At 54.6% G+C, this 26,886-nt stretch carries 26 protein-coding genes and 1 riboswitch; of the genes, 17 read left to right on the forward strand and 9 right to left on the reverse strand.

The features are described from left to right. Nucleotides 1-26: 26 nt before the first annotated feature. Nucleotides 27-977, reverse strand: coding sequence for a TDT family transporter (locus EDC28_RS07605; RefSeq protein WP_123421179.1), 951 nt, complete (start codon nucleotides 975-977; stop codon nucleotides 27-29). A 99-nt stretch (nucleotides 978-1,076) separates the two neighbouring features. On the opposite strand from EDC28_RS07605, the gene EDC28_RS07610 reads away from it, so the two are divergent. Further along, nucleotides 1,077-1,949: a LysR family transcriptional regulator gene (locus EDC28_RS07610; RefSeq protein WP_123421180.1), complete on the forward strand. Its 873-nt coding sequence runs from the start codon at nucleotides 1,077-1,079 to the stop codon at nucleotides 1,947-1,949. Here the strand turns inward: EDC28_RS07610 and EDC28_RS07615 are convergent. Next, the gene (locus tag EDC28_RS07615; protein WP_123421181.1) at nucleotides 1,939-2,820 is read right to left on the reverse strand and encodes a LysR family transcriptional regulator; all 882 of its coding nucleotides are present in this window, start codon (nucleotides 2,818-2,820) and stop codon (nucleotides 1,939-1,941) included. The genes EDC28_RS07610 and EDC28_RS07615 overlap by 11 nt on opposite strands. 96 nt (nucleotides 2,821-2,916) lie before the next feature. On the opposite strand from EDC28_RS07615, the gene EDC28_RS07620 reads away from it, so the two are divergent. The 5 genes from EDC28_RS07620 to EDC28_RS19960 all read left to right on the forward strand — a co-directional run bounded on the left by EDC28_RS07620 (nucleotide 2,917) and on the right by EDC28_RS19960 (nucleotide 7,523). Then, entirely contained in the window at nucleotides 2,917-4,092 is a 1,176-nt protein-coding gene (locus EDC28_RS07620) for an MFS transporter (RefSeq protein WP_123421182.1), read from the forward strand. Nucleotides 4,093-4,133: 41 nt separating this feature from the next. Then, on the forward strand, nucleotides 4,134-5,066 hold the full coding sequence (locus EDC28_RS07625) for a TIGR03571 family LLM class oxidoreductase (protein ID WP_123421183.1): 933 nt from the start codon (nucleotides 4,134-4,136) through the stop codon (nucleotides 5,064-5,066). A 95-nt stretch (nucleotides 5,067-5,161) separates the two neighbouring features. After that, nucleotides 5,162-5,304, forward strand: a riboswitch (FMN riboswitch). A 94-nt stretch (nucleotides 5,305-5,398) separates the two neighbouring features. Beyond that, the gene (gene ribB, locus EDC28_RS07630; protein ID WP_050657094.1) at nucleotides 5,399-6,064 is read left to right on the forward strand and encodes a 3,4-dihydroxy-2-butanone-4-phosphate synthase; all 666 of its coding nucleotides are present in this window, start codon (nucleotides 5,399-5,401) and stop codon (nucleotides 6,062-6,064) included. 126 nt (nucleotides 6,065-6,190) lie between these two features. Continuing rightward, nucleotides 6,191-6,910: a YebC/PmpR family DNA-binding transcriptional regulator gene (locus tag EDC28_RS07635; RefSeq protein WP_050657093.1), complete on the forward strand. Its 720-nt coding sequence runs from the start codon at nucleotides 6,191-6,193 to the stop codon at nucleotides 6,908-6,910. 217 nt (nucleotides 6,911-7,127) lie between these two features. Beyond that, nucleotides 7,128-7,523, forward strand: a complete 396-nt coding sequence (locus EDC28_RS19960; protein ID WP_148049813.1) for a hypothetical protein — start codon at nucleotides 7,128-7,130, stop codon at nucleotides 7,521-7,523. A gap of 117 nt (nucleotides 7,524-7,640) precedes the next feature. Here EDC28_RS19960 and EDC28_RS07640 read toward each other — a convergent pair whose 3' ends face one another. Beyond that, complete coding sequence (locus tag EDC28_RS07640) at nucleotides 7,641-8,027, reverse strand: hypothetical protein (protein ID WP_050657091.1); 387 nt, start codon at nucleotides 8,025-8,027, stop codon at nucleotides 7,641-7,643. Next, entirely contained in the window at nucleotides 8,020-8,478 is a 459-nt protein-coding gene (locus EDC28_RS07645) for an Rrf2 family transcriptional regulator (RefSeq protein ID WP_050657090.1), read from the reverse strand. Before EDC28_RS07645 ends, EDC28_RS07640 begins: the two co-directional genes overlap by 8 nt. A gap of 78 nt (nucleotides 8,479-8,556) precedes the next feature. Here EDC28_RS07645 and EDC28_RS07650 point away from each other — a divergent pair, with 78 nt between their 5' ends. From EDC28_RS07650 to EDC28_RS07680, 7 genes are all read left to right on the forward strand, one after another. After that, nucleotides 8,557-9,267: a class I SAM-dependent methyltransferase gene (locus EDC28_RS07650; protein ID WP_123421184.1), complete on the forward strand. Its 711-nt coding sequence runs from the start codon at nucleotides 8,557-8,559 to the stop codon at nucleotides 9,265-9,267. A 1,270-nt stretch (nucleotides 9,268-10,537) separates the two neighbouring features. Next, nucleotides 10,538-11,368, forward strand: coding sequence for a DUF2262 domain-containing protein (locus EDC28_RS07655; protein WP_123421185.1), 831 nt, complete (start codon nucleotides 10,538-10,540; stop codon nucleotides 11,366-11,368). 96 nt (nucleotides 11,369-11,464) lie between these two features. After that, nucleotides 11,465-12,292, forward strand: coding sequence for a hypothetical protein (locus EDC28_RS07660; RefSeq protein WP_123421186.1), 828 nt, complete (start codon nucleotides 11,465-11,467; stop codon nucleotides 12,290-12,292). Next, nucleotides 12,289-13,086, forward strand: coding sequence for an FRG domain-containing protein (locus tag EDC28_RS07665; protein ID WP_123421187.1), 798 nt, complete (start codon nucleotides 12,289-12,291; stop codon nucleotides 13,084-13,086). Before EDC28_RS07660 ends, EDC28_RS07665 begins: the two co-directional genes overlap by 4 nt. An 84-nt stretch (nucleotides 13,087-13,170) precedes the next feature. Next, a complete protein-coding gene (locus EDC28_RS07670; protein ID WP_148049814.1) occupies nucleotides 13,171-13,791 on the forward strand; it encodes a hypothetical protein in 621 nt (206 codons plus the stop codon). A gap of 782 nt (nucleotides 13,792-14,573) precedes the next feature. Further along, nucleotides 14,574-14,855 (forward strand): hypothetical protein, encoded by a 282-nt coding sequence (locus tag EDC28_RS07675; protein WP_198174054.1) that lies wholly within the window; start codon nucleotides 14,574-14,576, stop codon nucleotides 14,853-14,855. 110 nt (nucleotides 14,856-14,965) lie between these two features. Next, entirely contained in the window at nucleotides 14,966-15,283 is a 318-nt protein-coding gene (locus EDC28_RS07680) for an Mpo1-like protein (protein ID WP_123421189.1), read from the forward strand. Nucleotides 15,284-15,337: 54 nt separating this feature from the next. Here EDC28_RS07680 and EDC28_RS07685 read toward each other — a convergent pair whose 3' ends face one another. Next, nucleotides 15,338-16,081, reverse strand: coding sequence for a class I SAM-dependent DNA methyltransferase (locus tag EDC28_RS07685; RefSeq protein WP_123421190.1), 744 nt, complete (start codon nucleotides 16,079-16,081; stop codon nucleotides 15,338-15,340). Between the two features lie 88 nt (nucleotides 16,082-16,169). Here EDC28_RS07685 and EDC28_RS07690 point away from each other — a divergent pair, with 88 nt between their 5' ends. The 3 genes from EDC28_RS07690 (at nucleotide 16,170) to EDC28_RS07700 (ending at nucleotide 17,994) form a co-directional block, all read left to right on the forward strand. Then, a complete protein-coding gene (locus tag EDC28_RS07690; protein WP_123421191.1) occupies nucleotides 16,170-16,598 on the forward strand; it encodes an ACT domain-containing protein in 429 nt (142 codons plus the stop codon). Next, entirely contained in the window at nucleotides 16,586-17,059 is a 474-nt protein-coding gene (locus EDC28_RS07695; protein ID WP_050660914.1) for a hypothetical protein, read from the forward strand. Before EDC28_RS07690 ends, EDC28_RS07695 begins: the two co-directional genes overlap by 13 nt. 92 nt (nucleotides 17,060-17,151) lie before the next feature. Continuing rightward, on the forward strand, nucleotides 17,152-17,994 hold the full coding sequence (locus EDC28_RS07700; protein WP_050660913.1) for an energy transducer TonB: 843 nt from the start codon (nucleotides 17,152-17,154) through the stop codon (nucleotides 17,992-17,994). Here the strand turns inward: EDC28_RS07700 and EDC28_RS07705 are convergent. The 4 genes from EDC28_RS07705 to EDC28_RS07720 all read right to left on the reverse strand — a co-directional run bounded on the left by EDC28_RS07705 (nucleotide 17,991) and on the right by EDC28_RS07720 (nucleotide 25,130). Then, a complete protein-coding gene (locus EDC28_RS07705) occupies nucleotides 17,991-18,887 on the reverse strand; it encodes a LysR family transcriptional regulator (protein ID WP_123421192.1) in 897 nt (298 codons plus the stop codon). The genes EDC28_RS07700 and EDC28_RS07705 overlap by 4 nt on opposite strands. A gap of 116 nt (nucleotides 18,888-19,003) precedes the next feature. Next, complete coding sequence (locus EDC28_RS07710) at nucleotides 19,004-21,868, reverse strand: TonB-dependent receptor (RefSeq protein WP_123421193.1); 2,865 nt, start codon at nucleotides 21,866-21,868, stop codon at nucleotides 19,004-19,006. Between the two features lie 251 nt (nucleotides 21,869-22,119). Then, on the reverse strand, nucleotides 22,120-23,841 hold the full coding sequence (locus EDC28_RS07715) for a family 43 glycosylhydrolase (protein WP_170164059.1): 1,722 nt from the start codon (nucleotides 23,839-23,841) through the stop codon (nucleotides 22,120-22,122). Nucleotides 23,842-24,107: 266 nt separating this feature from the next. Then, nucleotides 24,108-25,130 carry an arabinan endo-1,5-alpha-L-arabinosidase gene (locus EDC28_RS07720; RefSeq protein WP_123421195.1) on the reverse strand — a complete coding sequence of 341 codons (1,023 nt, stop codon included), beginning with the start codon at nucleotides 25,128-25,130 and terminating at the stop codon, nucleotides 24,108-24,110. Between the two features lie 352 nt (nucleotides 25,131-25,482). Here EDC28_RS07720 and EDC28_RS07725 point away from each other — a divergent pair, with 352 nt between their 5' ends. After that, complete coding sequence (locus EDC28_RS07725; protein ID WP_123421196.1) at nucleotides 25,483-26,880, forward strand: MFS transporter; 1,398 nt, start codon at nucleotides 25,483-25,485, stop codon at nucleotides 26,878-26,880. The last annotated feature ends 6 nt before the right edge of the window (nucleotides 26,881-26,886 follow it).

Below are 26,886 nucleotides of genomic sequence, written 5' to 3' on the forward strand. Positions count from 1 at the left end.
AGGTGGCGTTTTTGCAGTGTTTTTTTTCAAGCAGCAAGATGCGCTCGGCGAAGGGGGCTGAAGAAGAGTGCGTAACGCAGCGCCACGTAGCTCACTATCACCGTCGCTACCCACAGCTCCAGTTCCGCCAGGAAGGTGAGCTGGGCGATTGAGGTGCTGTCGATCCCCCAGGCGGCAAACAGGTGCACCACCTTAAAGAGCGCGGTGGCGCCAATCACCATGGGGAAGGTGAAGGCGGCGTAGCCGGGGCTAAAGGGCAGGCGCAGCAGCTTGGCAAAGGCCAGGTAGATGATGGCGGTCATCAGCACCGCAATGCCCAGCAGCAGGTCCACCAGCAGTGGTGAAGGATGGGCCACCACGGTCAGGTAGCCGGCCAGAGACAGGCTGGCAGGGGCCGCCAGAATAGCAATAGTGGGCTTGGCGGCATCCGGCACTTCGGCGGCGAAAATAAGCCGGTACAGCATCACCGGCAGCATCAGGGCATAACAAGCGATACCAAACCACAGCAGGCCGTGCGCCAAGGGCGCCAGGGCGCCGCCAGGGCTGGCTACGTCGGCAACGATAATCCCCACCGGCGGTACGAACCAGCTGGGCACCATGTGGTGCAGTTTAAAATCCCTGGCCCGGTGCCAGGCAAAGGTGGCCAAAAACACCAGATGCAGCGCCACGGCAAAGAGCCACAGGCCGCTGCCTAACTGGCCGCCAATGGCTTTAGACACCACCATGGTCGCCATGGCGAAGGTGGGCACCACACTGCCTACCACCGGGTGGGCCAAATCGTCTTTCAACAGGTGCGGGTGCAGCAGGAATTTAACGGCCAGCACCAGCAGCAGCACGCCGGCAATGGCGGCGCCCAGGGCCTGGGCCTTGCCATCGAAAATGCCCATGTTCTCCCAGCTCCAGCCGAGGCTGCCAATACCAAGGGCAAGGCCGGCCATGGGGGTGGGGGCGCCGGCAAAACGGGTTAAGTCACGCATGAGGGGATACTCCCTTCGCTGTTTTGATGGCGACATCATAGAAAGGCGTTCGTGTTCGTGATATCTAAATGATCCAAACCAAACGTTTAGAAAAACCAAATGCCGAGCATCAAGCAACTCAAGGTTTTTGCCAGCATTGCCCGCCATGGCAACCTGGGCCAGGCCGCCGACGAGGTGTTCCTCAGTAAGGGCGCGGTGTCTCAGGCCCTGGGTGAGTTGGAAAAACGCCTGGGCACCCCGCTCTTTGACCGGGTTCACCCCCGCCTCAAACTCAACGATCAGGGCCGGGCGCTACAGCCACTGGCCGAAGAAGTGCTGAGCCGCATCCAGGATATCGAGCATCTCTTTGACGATGGCGGCGCCCCCACCGGCACCCTTATCCTTGGCGCCAGCCAGACCATCGGCAATTATCTGCTGCCGGTGCTGCTGGCCAAGGTGCCTGGCGCCGAGGCGCGGGTACAGATCAACAACACCTTCGAGCTTTGCGAAAAGCTGGCCCACTTCGAGCTGGACCTTGCCCTTATCGAAGGGGAAAACCACCACCCCGACCTTGTCACCCAGCCCTGGCTGGAAGACGAAATGCTGGTGGTGTGCGCCCCCAGCCACCCCTTGGCCGCCCAAACGGCGGTGAGCCTCAAGGCGCTGGGCGGTAACGACTGGGTACTGCGGGAGAACCACTCGGGCAGCCGCGAGCAGTTTGACCGGGAACTGGCGCCCCGCATCGGCGCTGTGGGCAAGGTGTTGGAGCTAAACGCCCTGGAGGCGGTGATGCTGGCAGTGGAGCAGAACCTGGGACTGACCTTCGTCTCAAAACTGGCGGTGCAAGACCGCCTGGCCAGCGGCCGCCTCTGCGCCTTGCCGGTTGCCAGCCGCTACCCGCGCCAGCTGAGCCTGGCCTGGCACAAAAACAAGTACCACAGCGCCCTGCTGCGCCACTTTATCCATTTTTGCCAGCAGCAGGCTAAAGGCTGAGCCTGGGCTGCAGAAAATCCAAAAACGCCTGGATACGTTTAGAAAGACCACTGTTGCGGTAATACACCGCGTTGACGCCCTGGCGCTCCGGTTGGTCAACCTGATGCTGAGCCAGCACTTTAACCAGGGTCCCAGCTCTCAAATCAGCCGCCACCATAAAGTTGGACAGGCAGGCAATGCCGTTGCCAGCCAGGGCCAACTGGCGCAGGGTTTCGCCGCTAGACACCCTAATAGCAGGCTCTACCTGGGGTTTACCCGGCAGCGGCCAGCGGTTGAGGCTAGCCGGGCTCACGAACCCCAGCAACTGATGCTGGCCAAGCTCTGAAGGGTACTGGGGCACCCCGCGTTTGGCGAGATAGGCCGGGCTTGCCACCAGATGCAGCGGGCTTTGGCCAAGGGCGCGGGCATGCAGGCTCGAATCACTCAGGCCGCCGATACGAATGGCCAAGTCGGTGCGCTTTTCCAAAAGGTCGATGATGCCGTCGCTGCTGGTCAGTTCCAGCTCGATGGCCGGAAACTCGGCCCGAAACTCGCTGACAATGGGCACTATCTGGTGCAGCACAAAGGGGCTGGCCGCATCCACCCGCAGCCGCCCCCGAGGTTTGCCTTGGCTGGCGTCCAGTTCCTCTTCGGCTTCTTCTAATAATTTCAAACCCTGGCGCACACGCTCCACAAAGTGGCGGCCCTCTTCGGTCAGCTCCAGGCGGCGGGTGGTGCGGGCCAGCAAGGTGGTGCCCAGTTCCGCCTCGATGCGGCTGACCGCCTTGGACACGGTGGCTACCTGCACGTCCAGCTGCTCGGCGGCCCGAGAGAAACTGCCGCTGTCCACCACCGCCAGCAGCACCGCAAGGTTGTCGGAACGGGTTTTCATTTTCCACCTTGGAAAAAATTATTTCAGATAACGCACATTTATCACAAAAGTAAGCTTGGCAAGAATGCCGTCATCAAAAACTGACGGAGATTTGCCATGCCCATCGCCTTGCTGGCGCTCACCCTGAGCGCCTTTGCCATAGGCACCACCGAGTTCGTGATAGTCGGCCTGGTGCCCACCATCGCCAATGACCTTGGCGTTACCCTGCCCTCGGCCGGCCTTTTGGTCAGCCTCTATGCCCTGGGGGTGGCCATCGGCGCGCCGGTGCTAACCGCCCTGACCGGCCGCTGGAACCGCAAAACAGTGCTGCTGTCGGTGATGGCCCTCTTTGTGCTGGGCAACCTGTTGGCCTGGCAGGCCCCCAGTTATTCGAGCCTGATTGTGGCGCGGATACTGACCGGCCTTGCCCACGGGGTGTTCTTTTCCATCGGCTCGACCATCGCCACCAGCCTGGTCAGCAAGGACAAAGAAGCCAGCGCCATCGCCATCATGTTTACCGGCCTGACCGTGGCACTGGTTACCGGTGTGCCGCTGGGTACCTTTATCGGCCAGCATCTGGGGTGGCGCACCACCTTCCTGGTGGTATCGGTGCTTGGGCTATTGGCCCTTATCGGCAGCGCCTTGCTGGTGCCCAAAGACCTCAAGCAACCGGCTCCGGCCAAGCTTTCTTCGCAGCTCAAAGTGCTGACCCAGCCCCGGCTGCTGCTGGTGTACGCCATGACGGCGGTGGGTTACGGCGGCACCTTCGTGGCCTTTACCTACCTTGCCCCCATTTTGGAGCAGGTGTCTGGGTTCCAGTCCAGCGCTGTGGGTCTGATCATGCTGGTGTACGGGGTGTCGGTAGCCGTGGGCAACATCTGGGGCGGCCGCCTGGCCGACCGCATGGGCCCAATAAAAGCGCTGCACATCATCTTTACTGCTCTGGCGCTGGTGCTGCTGGCCTTCACCTTTACCGCCCAAAGCCCGGTGGGTGCGGTGCTGACCGTGCTGCTGTGGGGCGCCTTTGCCTTTGGCAACGTGCCCGGCTTGCAGGTGTACGTGGTGCAACTGGCCGAGAAATACACCCCTCACGCGGTAGACGTGGCCTCTGGCCTCAATATCGCCGCCTTTAACGTCGGCATTGCCCTTGGCTCCATCATCGGCGGCACCGTTATCGACAGCCTCAACCTGATGGATACCCCCTGGATAGGCGCCCTCATCGTGGTGCTGGCCCTGCTGCTGACCCGCTTGTCCGGCTTCTTGGACCGCCGTGGCGAAGCCCAAGCCCTTTAACCCAATCAAGGGGCAGGGCTGACCTGCCCCGGGAGCGCACCATGAGCATCAATACCCTCACTCAAGGCGGCTTTTCCATCGGCGTTGAGCTGCCACTGGACAACGACTGGACACCTCAAGGTGAAGCCAACCGCCTGGCCGCCGGCCGCAAACCGGGCGAGCCGGACATGAGCCAGCACCAGGCGCTGGTAAAACTGGCCGACCAACTGGGCTTTCGGGCCGCCTGGGTCAGAGACGTGCCCTTGTACGACCCAGCCTTTGGCGACGCCGCCCAGGTGTTTGAAATCTTCAGCTACCTTGGTTACCTGGCCGGCGTTACCCAGAACATTTTGCTGGGTACGGCGGCGGTGGTGTTGCCGCTGCGCCAATCCTGGCTGGTCAGAAAGGCTGCCGCCTCAGTACAAGCCCTTAGCCACAACCGCCTGCTGCTGGGGGTGGCAAGTGGCGACAGGCCGGCCGAATACCCCCTTTTTGGTGAAGATTTTGCCAGCCGAGGTAAGGCCTTTCGCGAAAGCGTGGCGGTGCTGCAAGGGGAGCGGGACCACCAACTCGCCCCCGGCCAGGCCATCTTGCCCAAAACCCCGCAGCCGCCGCTGCTGGTGGCCGGTTTTGCCCAGCAATCGCTGCAATGGGTGGCGGACAACATCCAGGGTCTTTTGGCCTACCCCGGCACCCCAAGCGACCACAAGCGCCGGGTTGCCCAGTGGCGCCAATTGGCTGGCAGCAAGCCCTATGTGAGCTTTATCCACTTGGATCTGTTGGCCGACAAAAACGCGCCTTTAAAGCGCCATCACTTTGGCATGAGCGGTGGCAGCAAGGCATTGGTGGCGGAGCTTGCCGCCATGCAGGAGGTGGGCGTGGACCATATCGGCCTGCACTTTCGCCGCAACCAGCGGCCCCTTAGCGAAACCTTTATGGCGATCGCCAGCGACGTGCTGCCAATGTTTCATGGCCAGCAGCCATTAATCGATTAACTGCAACAGCCTTTTTTGTGAAGGCGCTTTTCAATTGCGGCGGGGCGCAGTAGCATGTGCCCGCCGTTTTGTGACGGCAATCACTTTTGTTGATTACTTATTCTCAGGGCGGGGCGAAATTCCCCACCGGCGGTAGGCCCCAAGGGGCAAGCCCGCGAGCGCCCGGCACAGCCGGGGTCTAGCAGATCTGGTCAAAGTCCAGAGCCGACGGTCATAGTCCGGATGGAAGAGGATAAGGGCATGGGCGCGGCCTGGCTGCGCCTGTGCCTGTATGCAGCTTTTTGCAGCCATTCCTGTGCCCTGATTCTGGTAGCTTTAGGAGCGTTATTACCATGAGTCAGACCAACCACACGTCTTTGCTGGCCGAATTCGGCAGCCCCATCGAGCGCGTTGAAGCCGCCCTTGCCGCCTTGCAACAAGGCCAGGGGGTACTGGTGGTAGACGATGAAGATCGCGAAAACGAAGGCGACCTCATCTTTAGCACCGACCACCTCACCGCCGCCCAGATGGCACTGATGATCCGCGAGTGCTCCGGCATCGTTTGCCTGTGCCTTACCGACGCCCAGGCCAACCAACTGGAACTGCCGCCCATGGTGGCCGCCAACAACTCCAAGAACCAAACCGCCTTTACCGTGACCATCGAGGCCAAAGAAGGGGTGACCACCGGCGTTAGCGCTGCCGACCGGGTTACCACCATCAAGACCGCCGTCGCCCAGGGCGCCAAGCCCGAGCACCTGGCCCGCCCCGGCCATGTGTTTCCGCTGCGCGCCAAGGCGGGCGGCGTACTGGAGCGCCGCGGCCACACCGAAGGCACCGTCGATTTGATGCGCCTGGCGGGGCTGACCCCGGCCGGGGTCTTGTGTGAAGTCACCTTGGAAGACGGCACTATGGCCCGCCTGCCCGAAATCATCGCCTTTGGTAAAAAGCACGCCATGCCGGTGCTCAGCATCGAAGACTTAGTGCAATACCGCCTGGCCACCCAGCAACAAGCGGTATAACAGCGGTTACAGCGCACAAAAGCGGGCCCGGTGGCCCGCTTTTTGATTCCCACCAAGCAAACAAGACAGCAGCGCCGCCAGCGGTTACAATCCTGCTGTTTTTTTAATTAGCCAAGAAGAATTCCCATGGGCCGAGCGTTTAACAACCGTAAAGAATCCATGGCCAAAACGGCCGCCACCAAAACCAAAATTTATTCCAAGTACGGCCGCAGCATCTATGTCTGCGCCAAGCAAGGCGGTACCGATCCCAACGGTAACACCACCCTGCGCAGCCTGATTGACCGCGCCAAGAAAGACCAGGTGCCTACCCACGTTATCGAAAAGGCCCTCGACAAGGCCTCAGGTGCCGGTGGTGAAGACTTCCTGCCCGCCGTCTACGAAGGCATTGCCCCAGGCGGCGCCCTGGTGCTCATCAGCGCCCTGACCGACAACCCCAACCGCACCTTTGGCGAAATTCGCGGCGTGTTCTCCCGCTGCAAGGCCAAACTGGGCAGCCAGGGTTCCGTGTCCCACATGTTCGACCACCGCGCCATGTTTGTTTTTGCCGGTGACGACGATGAGCCGGTACTGGAAGCGCTGATGGAAGCCGACGTAGACGTCTCCGACGTAGAAGCCGACGAAGGCATGGTTACCGTACTGGTGCCGCCTACCGAGTTCTTCAAGGCCAAGACCGCCCTGCAGGAAATGAACCCCGACATCGATTTCGAAGTCGAGGAGATCACCTACCTGCCCCACGTTGACCACGAGCTGGCCGGTGACGACGCCGAGCAATTCGAGCGCTTTGTGGGCATGATGAACGATCTGGAAGACGTACAAGACGTGTACCACAACGGCAAATTTGCCTAACATTTTCTCGCACGAAAAAGGCGCCCGGTGGGCGCCTTTTTTATTTAAACGTTATTTAATGGGTAAAAAACATCCTCAAATAGGAAAAATAAAACCCATAAGTCACGGCGGTTAAATTTAAAAAAACAAATTGACTAACGCCATAAGCAATACTTAAATTCTTTCAAGTAGTGTTGCCCTCCCCCTTTAATGCAGGACCTTTATCACGAGGTTGGACATGGATAGCAAAAAAACATGGGCCCAGATTGCAGTGCCCGGCCCGTCAAAAACCACCACTGAACCTAAAACCCGGCTCCAGTACGAAAGCAGAAGCGGCCGACAGGTCCGCGAGTTCACCACCAGCGCCGGTGGGAAGCAGCGCAGCCAATCCGTATCCACACGCCACGAACGGCGGCAGCTGACCATTGACGAAGCCACCAACAAAGTGGTTAAAACAGGTGAATGGCAGCATATAAAGGATACTAATCGGCAGCACCGGCATCCTGGTGGTCAATGGCATGAACCGACAGCAGCAACCGGTGCCGTTGGTGGCTCAACCACGACAGCGCAACAAAGAACAAGCTTGGACAATATGGCCAGCACCGTTAGGAAATCATCCACCACCTGGAAATGATTTTTCCTCTTTTGCAATAACGCAATGCGACGGCCATCGATTTGTCGGTTTAATTGTTATGGCCTGAAAAAGACTCTTATTTAAAAAAAGGCGCTAATGGCGCCTTTTCAATAAGCCTTATTCCAGCCCCAGCTTGATGCGCATGTCTTTTTCCAACATGGCCTTGGCCATGGCGGCCTGGAACACTTTAAAGAACAGGCCGCTGACAAAGGCCGACAGGGTCAGGGTGAAAAAAGCCGAGACTATCCAGTCCACCCACAGGGCGCCGCTGGCAATCAGCACCGGCCGGTAGATGGCGATACCGGCAAAGACCACCCAGTGGCTAAAGCAGTAAAAGCATTTGAAAAGATAACCAATCATGTGGTTTTTGGCGGCGGTCCATTCCCGCCAGGGCCGAAACAGCTCGGTCTGGGTGACGGTAATGGCAATGCTGCTGGCCGCAACGGCCACCACCAGGCATTGCCAGAGCGCCAGCAGGGCACCAGAAGGTAGTAGATCAGTCATGGTGTTCTCCAAGGTGTTTAGGGGCGGCATGCCAGGGATAGGCCAGAAATTCCTTACCGATATCCAGCAGGGTCAGGGTGCCAAATTCCTTTAACAGCAGCGCTTCGGCGCTGGCCAAGGTTTGGTTCATCACCCGGTTGACCCCTTGCTCTACCAGGCATTGGGGGTTGTCGTTGCGATTACCTATGGCAAAAAGCCCGGGGGAGCCAAGGGCCTGGTAAACATCCAGCAAGGTAATTTGCGCCAGCGGCTTTTTCAGCTGCCAGCCGCCCTTGTGGCCCTTATCCGACTGCACCAGTTGATGCTCGCGAAGGCCGCCCAGCATCTTCCTGACCACCACCGGATTGGTATCCAAAAAGGTGGCCAGTTGCTCTGAGGTCACGGCTTTGTCCTCCTGCGCCATATGCAGCAGCAGGTGCAGGCAGGAAGAAAGACTGTTGTTTTGCTTCATGTAACTTTATCCGTTACGATTTAATGTAACAAACAATATTACGTGAATCATCACAGGTCAAGCCAACTCGGAGCCGCCATGAACAACGACGCGTTAATCGCCCTCTTCGACCAACAAGCCCAAGGCTACGACCAGCACTGGGCAAGGCTTGCCCCCATCAACCACAGCCTTTACCTGCTGCTGGACTCGGTGTTTGCAGGCTTGCCTCAAAACGCCCATCTACTTTGTGTGGGCGCTGGCACAGGCCGAGAGCTACTCCACCTCGCCTCAGCCTTTCCCGGCTGGCGCTTTAGTGCCGTAGAGCCCTCGGCAGCCATGCTGGCGGTGTGCCGCCAGAAAGCCGAAGCCGCCGGCATCAGCGAGCGCTGTACCTTTATCGAAGGCTACCTCGATGCCCTGCCCCCAAGGCCCGTTTTTGATGGCGCCACCTGCTTGCTGGTCTCCCAGTTCTTGCTGGAAGACAAAGCACGTATCGACTTTTTCAAGGCCATTGCCCGGCGCCTGCACCCCGGCGCCATATTGGCCAGCTGCGACCTTGCCGCCGATCTTGATAGCGCTGAAGGCGAAGCGCAGCTGGCGCTGTGGTTTAAGGTGATGTCCCAAGCCCTGCCCACTACCGAAGCCCTCGCCAAGATGCGCCAAGCCTACCGCCAGGACGTAGCCGTGCAGCCCCCGGCCGAGGTCGCCGCTCTTATCCGCCAAGGCGGTTTTACCGGCGTGACCCCCTTCTTTCAGGCAGGGCTTATCCATGGCTGGTTTGGGCAACGAGGGAATGGCGAGATTTTGTGATGATTCAGCCTGTTAGCGGCTTTACCCATTAGCGGACGCTTGTTAAGTTACTGTTATTGCTTGGCGAGTAGTGCCACTGAGCTTGGGCAGCTTGTCTGCGGGCTGAGGACCGCCAGGGGTAAAGCTCGAAGTTGAAGCACTGCTTCAACGCAGCTTTACGCGACAAATCTTTCTGGAAAAGATTTGAACGTCGGAGTTCAGCGACGACGGCCCGCAGGGCGAGGGCAAGGATAGCCCGAGTAACACAGGACGTGCGAGCTGGGGTGAGCGCGTTAAGAAAACGGTCCAGTGAACCGTTTTTAGCAAGCGAACGTGAGCAGCTCGTCTGCGAGCTGAGGACGCGCCAGGGAAGGTTTTCCAACGCTTGGCTAAGTGATAACAGGGACGCTATCAGCATGTGGGAGCTGTGACTCAGGGGGTGAGCCTCGAAGTCAAAGCACTGCTTTGACGCAGGTGAACGCGAGTACAGAGGATGTACGAGCTGGGTGACGCGCCAGGGAAGGTTTCCCAACGCTGGGCTAAGTGATAACAGGGACGCTATCAGCATGTGGGAGCTGTGACTCAGGGGCGGTAGCGTCAATTCAACTTGTATCGATGACCAATCTATTGCACTGATAATTAAGTATTTTTTTATTCTTGTCATCTGTGGTTGTTCCTTTAATGCCGGGACTCGCCCCGGCAGGCGAGGTACTTTGTTTTCGCACAAAGTCAGCAGGGCTGCCCACCCAAAGGCACCGCCCAGGCGTTACGCGACGTCCTTCCCTCTAGTCGTTTGCCGCTGACCGCTGCACATGCGTGTCCCGACGCATCTTCCGCTCAACCAAGCTGGCCGCCTCGCATCCATGCCTCGTGCCAGCTCACACTCCCGGCGGTAAGGCGCTCCACTTAAATGGGCTCCAAGAACCCTAAACCAGCGAGCTCGGCAGATTCTTGCTGGGTACGCAGTTTCGTTCAGATTTTTGGATGGGTATACAGTATATCCAGTCGAGGTTTGGCAATCTGGCACCTTTATTACGCATCCTTGGCTCATATATTCCGATAGGGTGTCTACAAGGTATTGATTAATATAAGTTAGTAATGAGGTCCGACTTCAAGATAAGAAGCCGGTCCAATCAGCAAAAGAAGCCGGCGCGTTTTCACGCAAGACGATAAGTAGGGTCGCAGATATCGTTTGGAAAATCAGATGGTTAAAACCGACACTCAAAGTGATCTGATGAGTGAAAACGAGCCGGCTTTATAACTATTGTTAGCCTTATTGGAATTTAAGTAGATGGAAGATATATTCAAAGAAGCAGCCATAAAAAAAGAAAAGCTGGAAAAAGAGTTTGTTGATTTGCCAGAAACAATTATAACTGGAGTTGTTGGAGCTAATGGACCTGGAGCTGGAAAGGTTCCTTCCGATAAGTATTGGTCCTTAAACCTATCTCTAATAGCCTGGAAGGAGCTTGGGGGGCAGATTAATGATTCAAAACTTATTCTTTCAAAGAACCTAGCTGATGGTGAGCTAGAAGATATTCGTGCTAATGTCGAGAGAGAATCTTTAGTCCAATTTGCAGTGAAGTTGTCTAAAAATAGTCCATTCGGTGATGCAAGAGCCCAGCTCATATCTATTTTGGATACACCAGATGATGCTGAACTAAAAGCTGTGCTCGAAAAATTTAAGGAACCTGTGGAAATTACACATCCTGAGTTTGGCACTCTAGTTCTTGATCGATCTGTAGACTGGTTTGAAGGCACTATGAATTGGATGGGAGAGCAAATTAGAATATCCGCTTCGTTGGATAGAGAAGACGGCTCACCGGATTCGAGTCTTAAGACTCTAGAGGCTCTGTGCGGCGACGCTAGTAATTGGTCAAAGAAAATAACAGATTACGCTGTTTCGGAACTTCTTGAGTTGAAAAATGACAACTGGCTGATGGATGGTCAAGGGGAATTAACAGCTTCAGACTTTACCAATGCAATGAAACTTGAATCTATTACTGTCTACCCAGATGGAGAGTTTGATTTTTGGCATAATGATGGTGATTTATTCTGGGGGCATTCGATCCTCATTTCTGGCACTTTATCTGAAGGACCCAATAATGCAGATATACCAGGCTAACAAACGCATGTTGCCGGACTGGTTTTCTGCTGCGCTCCAAACCAGCCGCAAATGCGGGCGTTAAATTGCATCTGGACGTCAATAGGAGATTCAGCATTGGGAGCTCGTGAATATCATCTTTATAGAGCAAAATTTATTAAACCTGCTCAACTACCTTTGTTTGCTGAAAACAAATCTTCGATGGAACTATTTCTTAGTTCCATACATGATAAACCAAATTATTCACTATCTAGTGGCAGCGAGTGGCACTTAGGTAATGTCAAAATGATAGGGTATTCCTCCGGTTCATTTGCAGTGGGAAGAACAACAAAAACCACTTTTGAAAAATTTAATAAAGAAACTGGTGACTTTCTAGATGAATTAGATGACTCTGCTCCTTATACAATTGTTATCTTTGATGCCAAAATTGGATTACTTGGTATTTCAAAAAAATCGAAACTCGCTCCAAATGCATCAAGTATTGCTAGGCGTATTAAGGACTTGCTTTTAACTACTAATACTGCGATTGAATCAGGTATAGATGTAAGAGTTGACGTAATTCCTGATCCAGAAGACTTCTTGGATAAACTTCGAGGAGCATATTCAATTAGAAAATTTAGAGCAACATTTACTGGTCCTAACCCTATTGATGCAGACGAACTTTTTCAAAAACCGCTTTCTGTATATGCACAAAGTATGGGGGCAGTATCAGGAACCCTAGAGGTGGTTGGCGAAGCGTTGAACGAAGACGTTGCTGAATCTGTAGCAAAATCGACTGCTGCAACCGGAAATACAGCTTCTGCTAGAGTGGTTCCTTCTGAAGGTGTAAAGGCCAAAAACATTAAAATGAAAGGAGATGCTGTTGTAGTAACTGTCGATGAAGATGCGTCAATCTTGCAAGTGTTGGAACAAATGCAAGTTGAATATATGAGGGTTAGGGGATGATCAATGAAACTGAAATTAAAGATTCAGAAGATCTAATTCGCTCATTGAATCAATTGCCTAATAATTTTATCTTCAGAGGGCATGCTGACGCCAGTTGGAAGCTCGAGTCAACTCTTGAACGTACCATTGGCAAAAAATGGTCAACCGAACTAGCTCGGAAGTTCGAGGATCACTACTTGAATTTATTCAAATCGAAGTATCATATTTACAATGGCAGCGAACATGAGCCAAAAAGTAAATTAGCTTGGCTATCCGTAATGCAGCATTATGGCGCTCCAACACGTCTGATAGATTTCACCGAAAGCCCTTATGTCGCTTTATATTTTGCTCTGGAAGCATACAACCCTCTACTGAAAAATGATCTTGCTATATACGCTATTGATTACAACTCGATCATGGATGAATCATTGGCTTATATTTCCAGACGTGATTCAAGCTTTAAGAAAACTAGACATGAAATTATTGGCAAGCAAGATGAGCTTTTTGATGATGTAGTTGACCGTTTTTCTTATGAGGTTGTTTGGATTACCGAGCCTCTTGAATTAAATGCCAGAATTGATCGACAATCAGGAACATTTTTAATTTCTGGTGATAAAGAAAAAAGAATAGAAGACCTTCTTTCTAATGATATGTATAAAAATGTTGAAATAATAAAATTCATCATCCCTAATGAAATGTATGAAAATATTTATGCTCTTTTAAGGAAGATGAATATAAATGCAAAGACTATTTATGGTGACTTGGGTGGGCTAGCAAAGTCAATCAAAATGGATATGCAGGTACATGCAATTTAACAAGGCGCTGCTACGGAAAATTTGCTCGCTAGCGCTCTTAAATTTCCGCAGAGCACGGCGTTAGCCACCTTGAGGAGTTTTAGCTTGATCAAATACATTGACCAAACCCAGCTGTCAGAATTCAAAAAGTGCCTTACTGATATCAGGAAGAATTTTGGTAAGAAAAATACAAAAAATATCGACCTATCTTATGGCGTGGAAGGAAACACTTTTCGAGCTTATCGAGGCTTCACAAAACCTCCGAGCAGCATATTCCAAGAGTGGGCAAGACCATACACAGAGAAAATAATAAAGGCACAACCTTCTGCCGCCGTCTCCACGGAGAGCAACTTTAAAAAATGGCACTCTGATACCGCAATTCCTTTAAGCTCTCAATGGAATAAAGCTCAAGACAAAGGTCTCTCTTTCGCACACACATACAAACTGGTCGATCTATACATTAAATGGCTAAGCCAGTTTGAGTTCCAAGATAAAAGCTTTGTGGCGCATCTAACCAAATATGCCTCATGCGCACTAGATAGCCAAACATTAAATAAAATCAATATTTGTTACAGCAAGTGCCTACCCATTAGCAATCCGCGCATGGGAGACATACACAACGCAAGCACATACGAACTTTGCCAAGAAATTATTGGAAACTTCTGCCAGAGTGCAGGCGCAACCAAACTAGAATTTGATTTTTGGGCCTGGAGAAAAGGCGGCTAACAAGTGACTGTGGCATCCAATATATTAATTATCAATTCCTATTGCTCTATACCTCACCATCTTTGGCTACTAGATAAAATAAAAACCTAAGGTTACCAACGTACTAGATATATTTTATCTAAATACAACAAGGAGAATATATGTATATTTCATGGTTTAGCTGGGGCTCCCCTGTAGGGGTAGGTATTTTTATTGCGTGTATCGGGATATTCTTTTGGGGTTTGTTTTCTGGCATTGCAATGCTGAATAAATCCAAGGAAGTGTCGAAATCAGAAAATTAAGATGAAAGAGTCGAGCGCTCTTTGCAGGCAGGCATCTAAACCAAAGCTATCGGTGCTTGTCTGCCGCACATTGGCCTTCAATTAGAAATAAAGGACATCCACCTTCTGAGTAACAAAAGTCCAGTTCTCGTATTGCATCGACAGTGCAGTATTAATCAGCCTTGAAGATGTTTACTTCGCTCTGATGCCACGTTTTGCCGTTAAAAACGCAAATCCAAGGCAAGCGATACGATCAGCGACTGCTGAGGGTATGTGAGCGTGGTGCTGTGAGGGGTTAAGCGGCTTTTATCGGTGGGCCGACTACGTTACGAGGACGTGTCATGGCCGAAGCCTTTATCAAGAGAGGGGTCTTTTAAGGCGAGTTTTCGCGAGGCAACTTCGCCATGATTGGATGGGTTCCCTTTTTCTCGCTGTTCTTGGCCAAGCAAGAAAGTTGCTCACCTGCCGGGGCGAACCCTGGCGTTCAAAAACTGGAACAGTTACTTCAAAAGGAGATGTGCGATGAGGAAGTCTCTGCTGTTGATACTCTTGGTTTTCCTATCAGGATGCGCTCAAAATTCCGGTGTCATTCCCATGGGTGATAATACCTATATGGTCTCCAGGCAAGCTGCAACGGGGTTCACTGGCATGGGTACGTTAAAAGCCGATGCTTTGAAGGAAGCCGCAGCGTACTGCCAATCGCAGCATAAAGAGTTAAAGGTTATTCAAGTGATAGATGCACAGCCGCCTTTTGTGATGGGTAATTTTCCTAAGTCTGAAGTGCAATTTTCCTGTATTCAATGAGTGTCAGCCCAGCAGAAAATCTCTATAAGCCACTGATTAAAAAGTCTTTAAGACCACAGGCGAAGGATCAACTACCCTAATAAACACACTATAAAAACAGGGAACAGGTTATGCAGAGCAAGTACCAATCCTTTAAAGATTTCTACCCCTTTTATCTTGAGCAACACCGTAACCAGACTTGTCGGCAGCTGCATTTTTGGGGCTCGACGGTGGTGGTGTTGCTGGTGTTGGCAGCGGCGGTGACCGAGCAGTGGTGGTATCTGGGCTTAACGCCGGTGGCGGGGTATGGCTTTGCCTGGGTGGGGCACTTCTTCTTTGAAAAGAACCGGCCGGCGACCTTTAGCCACCCCTTATACAGCCTGATGGGGGATTGGGTGATGTACAAGGACATGCTGGTGGGTAAGTTGCCGTTTCAGGCCCAGCACTGAGCTTGCCAATAAAAAAGGCACACAAGGGCCTTTTTTATTGGCGCAACGGTGAGTTCAGCGTTTTACGCAAACAAAGATGGCGTTACCTGAGGCCTGGTCCCAGGGCAGTATCTTGTCGTAGTCGTGCTCGAAGATATGCACCTCAAATAGCGGCGCCAGCAAAGCCTCAAGTTCGGCGAAAGTCACCGCCACCATGGGGTGTTCGTCCTGCCAGAAGGCGATATCCCCCTGGTGGTGGCGCTCGATATGCAGGCGCAGGGATTGGCGCTCCCCTTCCCCGCCGTAGTGCCAACCGGAGCGGAACCAGAAAAGGGCGTCGTCCTGGCTGGCGCTGTGGCTCACCGATGAGCTGTTGTCGATTTTCAGCCTGTCTACGGCGTTAAAGGCAAAGACCCCGCCGCTACCCAGAGCCCGGTGTACCTGAGCGATACAGGCCTTGAGATTGGCAATGCCATCGCAGTAGTGAAGGGAATACAAAAAGCAGGTGATGAGATCCAGCGGCGCCTCAACCTCAAAATCGCACATGTTTTGCAGCGTAAAACGGGCCTCGGGGCAGCGCTTGGCGGCTAAATCCAGCATCGGCTGGTTGATGTCGAGGCCGCTGCTGTCAAACCCTGCATCCAGGAAGTGGCGCACATGGGGGCCGGTGCCGCAGGCCAAGTCCAGGTGGCGGGTGCCCTGGTTGCCGAAAATGTGGTGCAGCCGTTGCAGGCTCTGGCTTTGCGCCTGGTAGTTGATGTCGGCACACATCAGATCGTAATAGCCGGAAAGGTCGGTATAAAGAGCGGTGCGAGACATGCAATACAGCGCCTGAAGCTGAGGGTGGCGCATAGTACACTGAGCCGGTGAAAAAGTATTCGATAAATTCCCCCCAAAGGAGCCCGCCGTGAGTGGCATTACCCACCTTGAAACCTTGCTTAAATCCATGTCGCCCGAGCTTAAGGCCGGGGACTTTGTGTTTTGCACCCTGCCCGGCAGCCTTGCCGATTACGTTTCCTTGTCGCCACTCGCCAGCTTTATTGAAGCCGAAGGGCTGACCCTTATCTTGGACGCTGCCACCGCCGCCGCCCATGGCCTGCCGGCATCGCCCCCTTACCGGCAAATTACCCTTAATGTGCATTCCAGCCTCGAAGCGGTGGGGCTAACCGCCGCCTTTGCCACTACCCTTACCCAGCATGGCATCAGCGCCAATGTGGTGGCCGGTTACTATCACGACCACATCTTTGTGCCCACCGCCAAGGCCGAGCTGGCCCTGGCGGCCCTTCAAGCCCTTAGCCAGTGCGACTCACCCCAGGAGAATGGATGGTCCACCTGATCAGTCAATGGATAACCGCCACCAACCAGCACTTTGCCCATCAGCGCCTGCCATGCAGCCGCTTTAGTGGCCCATTCACCGGGTTTTACTCACCCGAGTTTCTGGCAAGCAGTTACTACGTGGTAACAGAACATCTGCCCAAACCCGACTACCCCGAGCTAAGAGCGGCAGGCTTTAGCGACTTTATCGATATGCCCGCCAGCGCCATTACCTACGTTGATACCTACTACATCACGCCAGCCGCCATGGCGTCGCTGCGCACCCATTTTCACGAACTGGTGCATGTGCAGCAGTGGCTGCAACTGGGTCAGGAAGGCTTTATTGCCCGTTATATGGCAGAGCTTGGCCAGCATGGTTATGACCAGGCCCCATTGGAACGAATGGCTTATGAGCTGGACGGGCACTTCAATGCGCGTGGCGCGGCGCTACCTGTGGCGCAGTTTGTGGCGAAAAATCTGTAAGCACTTGTTATAAAACTACTATCCAGCCTTTAAACCGGCCAACAAATAAAGTAGACATGGAAATTACTGCTGACGAAGGAAGAGGTATCAGCATGGATTCTGTCACTACTCCCGCCAAACGCCCCCCTGTCGCCCTGTGGGTAAAAGCTCTGTGGTATCCGGTTGTAGCCCTGGGTATTTGGGGCATTTACGCTGATTTTGTCCCATCAGACAAACTGGCTTTTTACAGTGTTCGGTTAACGCTGCTGTTGTCGGTGGTGCTGACATTCTGGGTTTGGTGGGCCTTTATTTCCGGGCGCGCCAAGGTGAAAGCAGGCACTCCCGATGTCATGAAGTTCTTAGCCATGCTTATGGTGCCGCCCATGATGTGGTTTCTAATATGGTTGGCATTGGCTCAAGGTCTGCCGGCGCTTATTACCCGCTTTACAGGCAGCCCTTACCAAGAGGCCGCCCGCTTTGAAAAGCAACACCAGCATGACCGTTATATGTGTGATTACCGCTTAAGCAGCGATTTTCTATTCCATGCTTTCCCAAGCTTTCTTTGCAGCAATAAAGAATTTGTATTGGCTGAGCCAAAAGACGCGGTGCTAAACCTCAAGGGCTATCGCAATGCTTTGGGGTTTGATATCACCGACTACCAGCTGTTTTACCCCAAAGTGCTGCGCCGTATCGATCCGCACTACCCGCCAGCAGCGGCAGCGAAAGGTATTGAAGGCTTTGTGGAAATGGCCTTTGACATCGACCCGAACGGAGTGCCGGTGAACATTCATATAGCCGACGCTAAACCTCGGGGCGTTTTCGACGGCGCCGCTGCCGAGGCACTCAAGCAATGGCGCTACCAGCCGCTGAGCATCAACGGCTATCACGCCACCTTGCCCGCGCAGCACCTAAAACTTCGCTTCAGGTTAAAAGGCCAGGCTCACGCCCACAGCTAACCTCCGGTTTGGGTGATATCAAACTGGCGGATGGTTTCAACAAGAGCCGTAGCGGCAGCCGACAAACTGGTGTCGGCCAGGGTGACAATGCCGATGCCGCGGGCAATTTTCGGCTCATCGAGGGCGAGGCAGCGGCAACCCAGCGCCTGCATGTCATCAATACAAATGCTTGGCACTATGCTCACCCCCAAACCGCTCGCCACCATTTTGCCCAAGGTGCTCAACTGGTGGCTTTCAAAGGCTACCTCCAGCCGCTGGTGAGTCAGAGCCAGTTGCTGCTCGATAAGGCTTCGCACCACAGAGGGGCGCTGCAAAGCAACAAAGGGGTAGTGGCACAGCTGCGCCCAGGTTAAAGAGCTGGCGCCGGCCAGCTCGCTCTGCCCTGGCACCACGGCCACAAAGCGGTCTTGGTAAAGCGGGGTAAACGCCAGCTCGCCCAAAAACTCGGGGGCAAAGCACAGTCCTACTTCCACCTCGTGGCTGCGTACCCTGTCCAGCACCTGTTCGTTGATTACGTCATGCACGGCCACATGCACATCGGGGTAGCGGCGCTGAAAGGCCACCAGCATTCCCGGCAGCAAGGTGGCCGACACCGAGGGCATGGCGGCAATGCCCACCTTGCCGCTTTTCAGGGTGAAGTAGTGGCGCATGGTGTCTTCGGCGTTTTCCATATCCACCACGATGCGCCGGGCCATGGGCAAAAAGAGTTTGCCCTCCGGGGTAAGAGCCACCTTGCGGGTGCTGCGGGTAAAAAGGGCGCCGCCAAGGCTGGCTTCCAGCTCTTTGATTGCCAGGCTCAAGGCCGGGCGGGAGAGAAACACCAGCTCGCTGGCAGCAGCAAAGTTAAGGGTTTGCGCCACCGCCAAAAACGCCTTTAACTGCTTTAAGGTCATACCGTTACACCAAATCAGCCCAAGCCCTAGCATACCCTGCCACCGGCCCCTGGCAAGCCATCTGCTCTGGCAACAAAAAAACCCCGCAATTGCGGGGCTTTTTATTGGTGCTTGCCTTACAGGGAGTAACGGATCCCTAGGGCAAAGGTGCGGCTGTAGAGCGAGTTGCCGAAGTTGTAGATGTCTTCGTTCTGATAGTAGGACTTGTAAATCTCTTTGGTGAGATTGGTGGCGTCCAGGGTCACCATCAGGTTGTCGGAGACGTTGTAACTGAGCTGGAAGTCCAGGCTCTGCTCGGGGCGGCGATACACACCACGCGGGTTGGCGAACTGTGCGGCCTCGTAGTTATTCAACCATTTGTCACGCCATACGTAGGACAGGCGGGCATCAATGGGGCCGTGCTCGTAAATCAGCACCGTGCTGTAGGACTTCTTGGACACCCCAAACATATCGCGGCTGATATAGCCTATTTTCTCGCCAGTAGTGATGTTGTACTGCGGCACATCCTGGCTGGAATCGAGGAAGGTGGCGCTGGCCTGGATGCCAATCCCATCAAGCCAAGATGGTAGGCCATCCGGGAAGTAGACAGTACCCAATTCAATCCCTTCGAGCTTACCGTTGGAGGTGTTATCCGGTCGGCTCAGGATGTAATCAACAGGAGCAGGGTCCGTCGGGTCCTGTGCTGTGTACAAACTCAACGAGTCATAAACCAGGCCATCGATTTTGCGTTTAAAGTATGTCCCGTAAAGCGCATTCCCCTTTCCAAAATACCACTCAAGAGACAAGTCATAATTCTTCGACTCCACGGGTTTCAGATTGGGGTTACCGCCCGACGCATCCCCGGTATCGGAGTTAGTCAGTGGCTTTTGCTTAGTGATGTGCGGGTTAAGTTGGCCAAATTCGGGCCGACGCAGGGTTTCGGTGTAGGCAAAACGCGCCATCAGATCGTCGGTGATATAAAAGCGGCCGATAAAGCTGGGCAGCAATTTGTCGTTGCTGGTTTTACCGTCCTTCGACACCATGGTGGTGGGCAGGCGGTTGCCATCGTCATCCTGTTGCTTGGTGTAGGTGTTGAAGGTCATGTCGGTATCCGACTTGACGTAACGCACCCCCATTTCGCCATCGACCCGGTGCCCGAACAAGTCGGTGTCAAAGTCGGTTTCCAGATAGGCCGCGTAGCTTTTCTCAGTGATATCAAAGGTCTTTTGCAGCACCAAATCGTAAGGGCTAAAGCCATACAGGCTGCGGTAAGCATCACGCTGGTCATAAAGGTTGTAGCCATTGGCCACTACCCAGCCGCTGGGCACATCGGCTTCGCCGTCAAAGAAGCTGGGGTTGATGTAGGTCATGTCGTCGGCAAGGGCGGTGTTGCTGGCAGACAAGTCACCATCAGCACCTCGGGCATAACTCTCGGCACCGCGGCGCTCATAACGCACCCCGGCCTTAAGGCGGTTAAAGATACCGGCATCGAGCAGGTAGTCGCCGTCCATGGTCCAGGCGATGGAATCGCCCTCGTCCTTGCCGCCGTTGTCGTACATCTGTGCCAGGTTCCACGGCACATCTTGCAGGTTTACCCGGGTTTGATAGTCGTCTTGCACAAAGGCCCAGGCAGGCAGGCCGTTGTCGGCGTTAAAGTCTACCGCGACGTTGGGAATACCGATGGCATTGGCCCTAAGCGCCACAAAGTCGGTCTTGTACTTACTGGTTTGGTAGACCACTTCGGATTTCAGCTGAAAATCGGAGCTGATGTCCCACTTACCGCCCAGGGCATAGACATAGCTGTCGGTCTTGCTCTTGGTGTAATCACCGCTACTCCACACCGCTGGGCTACCAACAATACGGGATTTCACGACATTGGTGCCGTCGTAGTAGGTGGGCGCCGGGGTATTGGCCAAGTCGCCCCACCAATCCACATAGCTGAACAACATGGAGTTGAAGCTTTCGTTGCGAAAACCGTTGTAGAAGGTCTCGAACAGGTATTGGGATTTGTCGTTCGGTGCCCATTGCAGCGAGATATTAAACGCCGGGCGCTCGCGCTTGCCGTTGAGATCGTTCTCAAAGATGGCGTCGCGAGACAGCACATAAGGCACGTCGGCTTCGGTAACGTTGCCTTCACTGTCTTCTAGATTAAAGGTCGATCCTGCGGCATTGGGCAGGCCGTTATCCAAGCCTTTTGGCCAGCCATCAAAGATACGCACCAGATCATCGGCCCGAAACGGCACCACGGCGCCAGGGGTCACGTTCTGGTCGCGATAGTGAGTGCGAGCGTAAGAAACGTTCACCAGGGCGCCTACTTCACCAATGTTGGTGTCCCAGCGGTTACTGGCCAGGGCGCTGACGACAGGGTCGGTTTTGTCCGGTTGGTCGGCATAAACGCCACGGGCGGCCAGCACGAATTTGCTGCCGTCAAAGTCAAAGGGGCGCTGGGTGTGGATGTCGATTTGCCCGGCAATACCGCTGGAGAGCTGGTGGGCGCCACGGGTTTTGTAGACATCCACACTTTTCAAAAGGGCGGCGGGAATGTCTGCCACCGCCACCTGGCGGCCAGCGGCGGTAAAGATCTGGCGGCCGTTGACGGTGGTGGTTACATCGGTCAGGCCGCGGATGGTCACGGTGCTGACTTCACCGCCCCCACGGTCGGTGGTCTGCACACCGGTAACCCGTTGCAGCGCTTCCACCAGGTTGTTATCCGGGAATTTGCCGATGTCTTCGGCAACGATGGAGTCCACCACCTGCACGCTTTGCTGCTTGATGGCCATGGACTTGTTCAAACTGCCACGAATACCGGTGACTTCAATGACCTCGGTATCGTCATCTTCTTTTTTCTTGGCTTTATTGGCCGGGCCATCGGGCTGTTGCTGATCTGCCGAAACAGCGGCATTGCGGGCCAGGGCCTGGTCGTCCTCCGGTGTGGCGGCCATGGCACCCATGGACGACAGCACCAGCGCGACAGAGGCGCTTAACATGCTTTTCTTGAACATTCGTTCCCCCAACAGGTTTTTGTAACCGCAGGTCTTTGCCTGCACACTTTTTGTTTGCTGCTAATGATAAAAAGTATTGTATGAAGATTAAATTTTCAACATTTATTTGTAATATTTTCAATTATTTATGAAGTTAAAATCACAAAAAAAGGCACTACCCACCATGAGATGGGTAAAGCCTTCTTCACTGACAAATACAGCCTTACCAAAGCCCTCTTAAGGCGGCGTAAAGTGCATTTTGCTGTTCCTCATCAGGGGCGGCGCACAAAAAAGTGCTGACAGCGCCCGTCGGTTGCCGGCGCCTGGTTAATGGCGGCGCCATCGGCCAGGGCGCAGCTGGCCAGATCCAGGCTCTGCTGGCTGTGGCGGTTGATAAACTGCACCGCGCCATCTCCTTTCAAATCCATCGACCATTGGCTTTGTGGCCCGCCGCAGGCCGCCATGACCACGGCTGCCCCAGCCGCCAGGGATTGGTCTTTTACTGCCAGGCACTGCTGGCTACCTTCGGGTGAAAGCTGCACATAGCCGCTGTCGGCTGCTTTCACTTGCCAGCGTTGGTCTTGGCCTTGGTCATAAGCGCGCTGCACCAACTGCCCCTTGGCAAGGCTCATTACCTTGCCGCTCTGGGCCGACACCAGGGCAACCGCTCCCAGTGGCAGAGCCTGCCACTGGCCAAGGGATTGGCCTTGCTGACTAAGGCTAATCAGGCCGTCTTTACCGGCGCCAAGCTGCCATTGTTGGCAAGCGAGGTTTTGCCAGGGTTGAAGCGCCGCGCCGCAACTCTGGCCGGTCAAAAACCGGCCTTGGCTGTCTGCAAGGCGATACTGGCCGGCAAGCGTGGGGTCCAGCACCCAGGCTTTTTGCCCTTCAAGGAGTTTGCCGTTTTGGCTGAGCTGCCAGGTTGCCCCTTGCGGCACTACCGTCAACGGGCCGTTCTCGCCACTGGGCGCGGCTATCAAAGTTTGCTCGGAGGCGGGTTGGCCAAAATCGGGGCTGCCGTCTTGATGCCAGCCAAAGGGCTGGGCACGCAGGGAGCGGGTCAGGCCGCAGCCTTCGCTTTCCTTGCTGTTGCCGTGGTAGACCAGCCAGTTTTCTTTGCCATCCGGGGATTTGAAAAAGCCGTTATGACCGGGACCAAACACGCCATTACCGCGCTCAAACACCGGCTGGGCGGCATGGGTCCAGGCTTTAGGGTCCAGCGGGTTGTCGCCGGTCAGCTCAATCTGGGCCAGCTTGTAATCGGGGGTGTCGCAAAAGCTGGCCGAGTAAATCACAAAGGTGCGGCCATCGTGCTTAAGCACTTCCGGGCCTTCATTGACCTTGCGCCCGGACTGGGCCCAGGGCTGGGTAGGCCGGGTCAGCACCACTTTGGGGCCGGTGATGGTCCAGGGGTTTTTCATCTCGGCGATGAAGTTGCGCTGCTCGTCACCCACCCATTCGGACCACAGCAGATAGAGCTTGCCGCCGTGTTCGAGGTAGGTGCCGTCGATATTCCAGGTACCCGGCATGGGCGAGCCTTTGTAGCTGTAGGGGCCCATGGGGTCGTCACCGGCGCTTTCCAGCACCGACAGATGCTGGCCGTCGTAGTTTTCCTGCTTGCCGGAGGTGAACATCAAAAACCAGCGGTAGCCCTCGGGGCGCTTGAGGCGATGAAATTCAAAAGCCCAGAAATTACAGCAACTTTTAGGGTCGGTTTCTGACCACAGATAAACCGGCGGCGCATCTTTGAGGCCAGCCAGGGTTGGGGATTTGCGCATCACCAACTGGGAGCTCCAGGTGGTGGTGGTCAGGTAGTAGTTACCGTCGAAGTACTCAAGCCAAGGATCGGCCCCGTTAGGGAAAATGGGGTTGGTAAAGCTGCCATCGACCTTGGCCACGTCGGACGAAGCAGTACTTTGCTGCTGGCTGGCACTGCAACCTCCCAGGGCTAGCGCCATGGCCAGGCTCAAAACGGCTACCTTCGGTGCTGACATGCTTTTGGTTACTCCCCACATTCCACTGCCGGGGCGAGGCGCTGCGCCTCAAGCCCGGTAAGCCAGGTTGCCTGCCGCGGCAACCAAATTCACATTTGTATTACTATATGAGTGGAGTGTAAGAAGAACTGTTATCAGGTTCAACCCCAAAGTTAACCTTTTGGGAATGCCGTGAACGTAAAGATGAGGATTGTGAAGCAGGATGCAGCTTGCCAGACTGGTCTGACCAAAAAAAGCCCCTTCCACGGACGAAGGGGCGCGGGGACTCAGGGCTCCAGTTGGCTCTTAAAGCTATCCAGCACTTTTGGGTCGACGGTGGGCCAGCCGTCCTGCCATTCAATGGGGGCGATTTTTAGCTTTTGCAGGCCGTTGTCGGCCGCTTCATAGGCGTGGAACACCAGATAGTCTTTGCCATCCCAGTGATAGGCGCTGTTATGGCCAAGGCCCGGCCAAGCCTTATTCCCCTTAAGGAATACGGTGCCGCCACCATCCGCCATGTCTTTGCCGCTTTTATCCAGATAAGGCCCGGTAATGACCTTGGAGCGGCCCACCGCCAGGTGGTAGGTGCTGTTGACGCCACGGCAGCAAAGCCCAAAGGAAACAAAGAGATAGTAGTAATCGTCATGCTTGAAGATAAAGGGCCCTTCAATCTCGCCGGGGCCGGCTTCGCTGTCAGGGGTAAAAGCGGGGCGCTTTTGCCGGGCCAGGGAATACCACTGCTGGGGCTCGGCGATTTTGGTGAGGCTTTTATCCAGTTTCACCAGCTTGATGCCGTCCCAGAACGAGCCGAAACTCATCCAGGGGGTGCCGTTATCGTCGAAGGCCACTTGCGGGTCGATGGCGTTCCATAGATCCCGGTGCGGCACCGATTGCAGCACGATGCCTTGGTCCTGCCAGCCATAGTCGGGGCTATGAATATCCAGGGTTTTAGTCACCGTCACACCGATGGCGGAGGTGTTTTTGCCAAAGGCCGACGCCGAGTAGTACAGGTAAAACTTGCCGTCATGGTGCACCACATCGGGCGCCCACAGGTGGCCGGCAAAGTTGGGAATGGCAGTGCGAGCCCAAGTGGGCTCGGGCTTGAATACCGGGCCGTCGAGGGTCCAGTGCACCATGTCTTTGGATTCATAGACGGTAATGCCGGGGCCGGTGGAGAACAGGTAATAGGTGTCACCGTCTTTGGCCATGGCCGGGTCGTGAATACTGACCTGCTGGGCACAGGCGCTGGCACCCAAGCCCAGCAGCAAAGCGGCGGCCAGGGAGCGGATAAGAGGGAGGCGGGGCTGCATAACATCTCCTGTTAATATTGTATTACTTTTAAATCACAGTGAGTCTACCTGTGTTACCGGCAATGGCAAGGCTGCCCGTTGCCTTAAGCGTCAACCCTCAAGGGGTTAAAAATGCCGCCATCGCCCCGAGAGCGCCAACAAAAAACACAGTAACTATCAGACTTAAAAGAAAAAGTAGAAATCCAGCAAGACTACTCAGCGGGACAATCAGGCAGGCTTGCGCCCCAAACCATTAAGTAATACGATACGACCTTACGTACACGTTAACAAAATCAACCCTACGCCATTACGACCCCGTAAAGCAGCATTTATACAAGGGATCGAATGGTTAAAACAACTTGGGGGAAGCGGTGTGAAAACCCAGAAACTGTCGGTACTGGAAAAGGTCGGCTTCGGGGCCGGTGACATGGCCGTGAACGTGGTGATGTCGTCGATGATGTTGATCATCACCTACTTTTATACCGACGTGTTCGGCATGAAGGCCTCGGATGTGGGCCTGTTGCTGCTGTTGGTGCGCTTTGTCGATGCCTTTACTGACCCGATGATGGGCATGATCACCGACCGCTACACCACCCGCTGGGGCCGCTACCGCCCTTACTTCCTGTTTGTGTCGGTGCCTTTTGGCATCGCGGTGTTTTTAACCTTCTCCACCCCCGATTGGGATTACAACGCCAAGCTGGTGTGGGCCTACGCCACCTATATTTTTGTGACCCTGATGTTTACCGCGGTCACCATTCCTTATATCTCCATCATCGGCGTACTGACCGACGACCCCAAAGAACGCCTCTCCGCCAACGGCTACCGGCTGTTTTTTGCCAAGATAGCGGCCTTTTTGGTGACCATCATCGTACCTATCCTGGCCGAGAGCTGGGGCGGTAAAGACCAGGTGGCCGCCGGTTACCAGGCCGCCATGGGCATCATGGCGCTGATGGCAACCTTGTTGTTTTTGTTCTGCTTTTTCACCACCACCGAGCGAGTTGAGCATAAGGTCGAGCACAAGCCATTCGGCCAGCAACTGCGGCTGCTGGTGAAGAACGACCAGTGGCTTATTCTCTGCGCGGTGTGCGTGGTGGGCACCATCGGTTATGTGGTGCGCGGCTCGGTGGCGGCCTATTACGCCAAGTATTACCTGGGCGGCGACGCCAAGATGATGTCGATGTTCCTGTCCACCGGGGTGGTGGCTGCCATCCTCGCCATGGTGGTGTCTACCTGGATCACCAAGCGCTTTTGCAAGGTAAAACTGTTTCGCATCAGCCAGATAGCGGTAGCCGCCATCTCCATCGTGATGTACTTCGCGGTGGGCCAAAACGACGTGGTGCTGGCCTTCGTGGTTTACTTTTTGCTGTCTTTGGTGGTGGATCTGCACGCCCCGGTGTTCTGGTCGGCCATTGCCGAAGCCGTGGACTACGGCCAGGCCAAAACCGGCAAGCGGGTGTCGGGCCTGGCATTTGGCGGCATCAGTTTTTGCCAGAAGGCCGGCATGGGCCTGGCGGGCTTTTTGGTGGGCTCGCTTTTGACCTACTTCAACTACCAGCCGGACCAAGCACAAAGCGGCTTTACCCTTAACGGTATCGCCCTGATGCTCTCCATTATCCCCGGCTTCTTCCACTTCCTGATGGGCGCCCTAATGTACCGCTACAAGATAACGGACAGCTTCTACCAGGAAATCAAAAAGGGCGTTTTGGAAGAGAGCGAGCCACAAGCGGTGGCCGCCCCTGTCGAGAACCGCCAGTTTATTAACGCCAAGTAAGTTTCG

The organism is Gallaecimonas pentaromativorans (assembly GCF_003751625.1).
GTDB lineage: Bacteria > Pseudomonadota > Gammaproteobacteria > Enterobacterales > Gallaecimonadaceae > Gallaecimonas > Gallaecimonas pentaromativorans.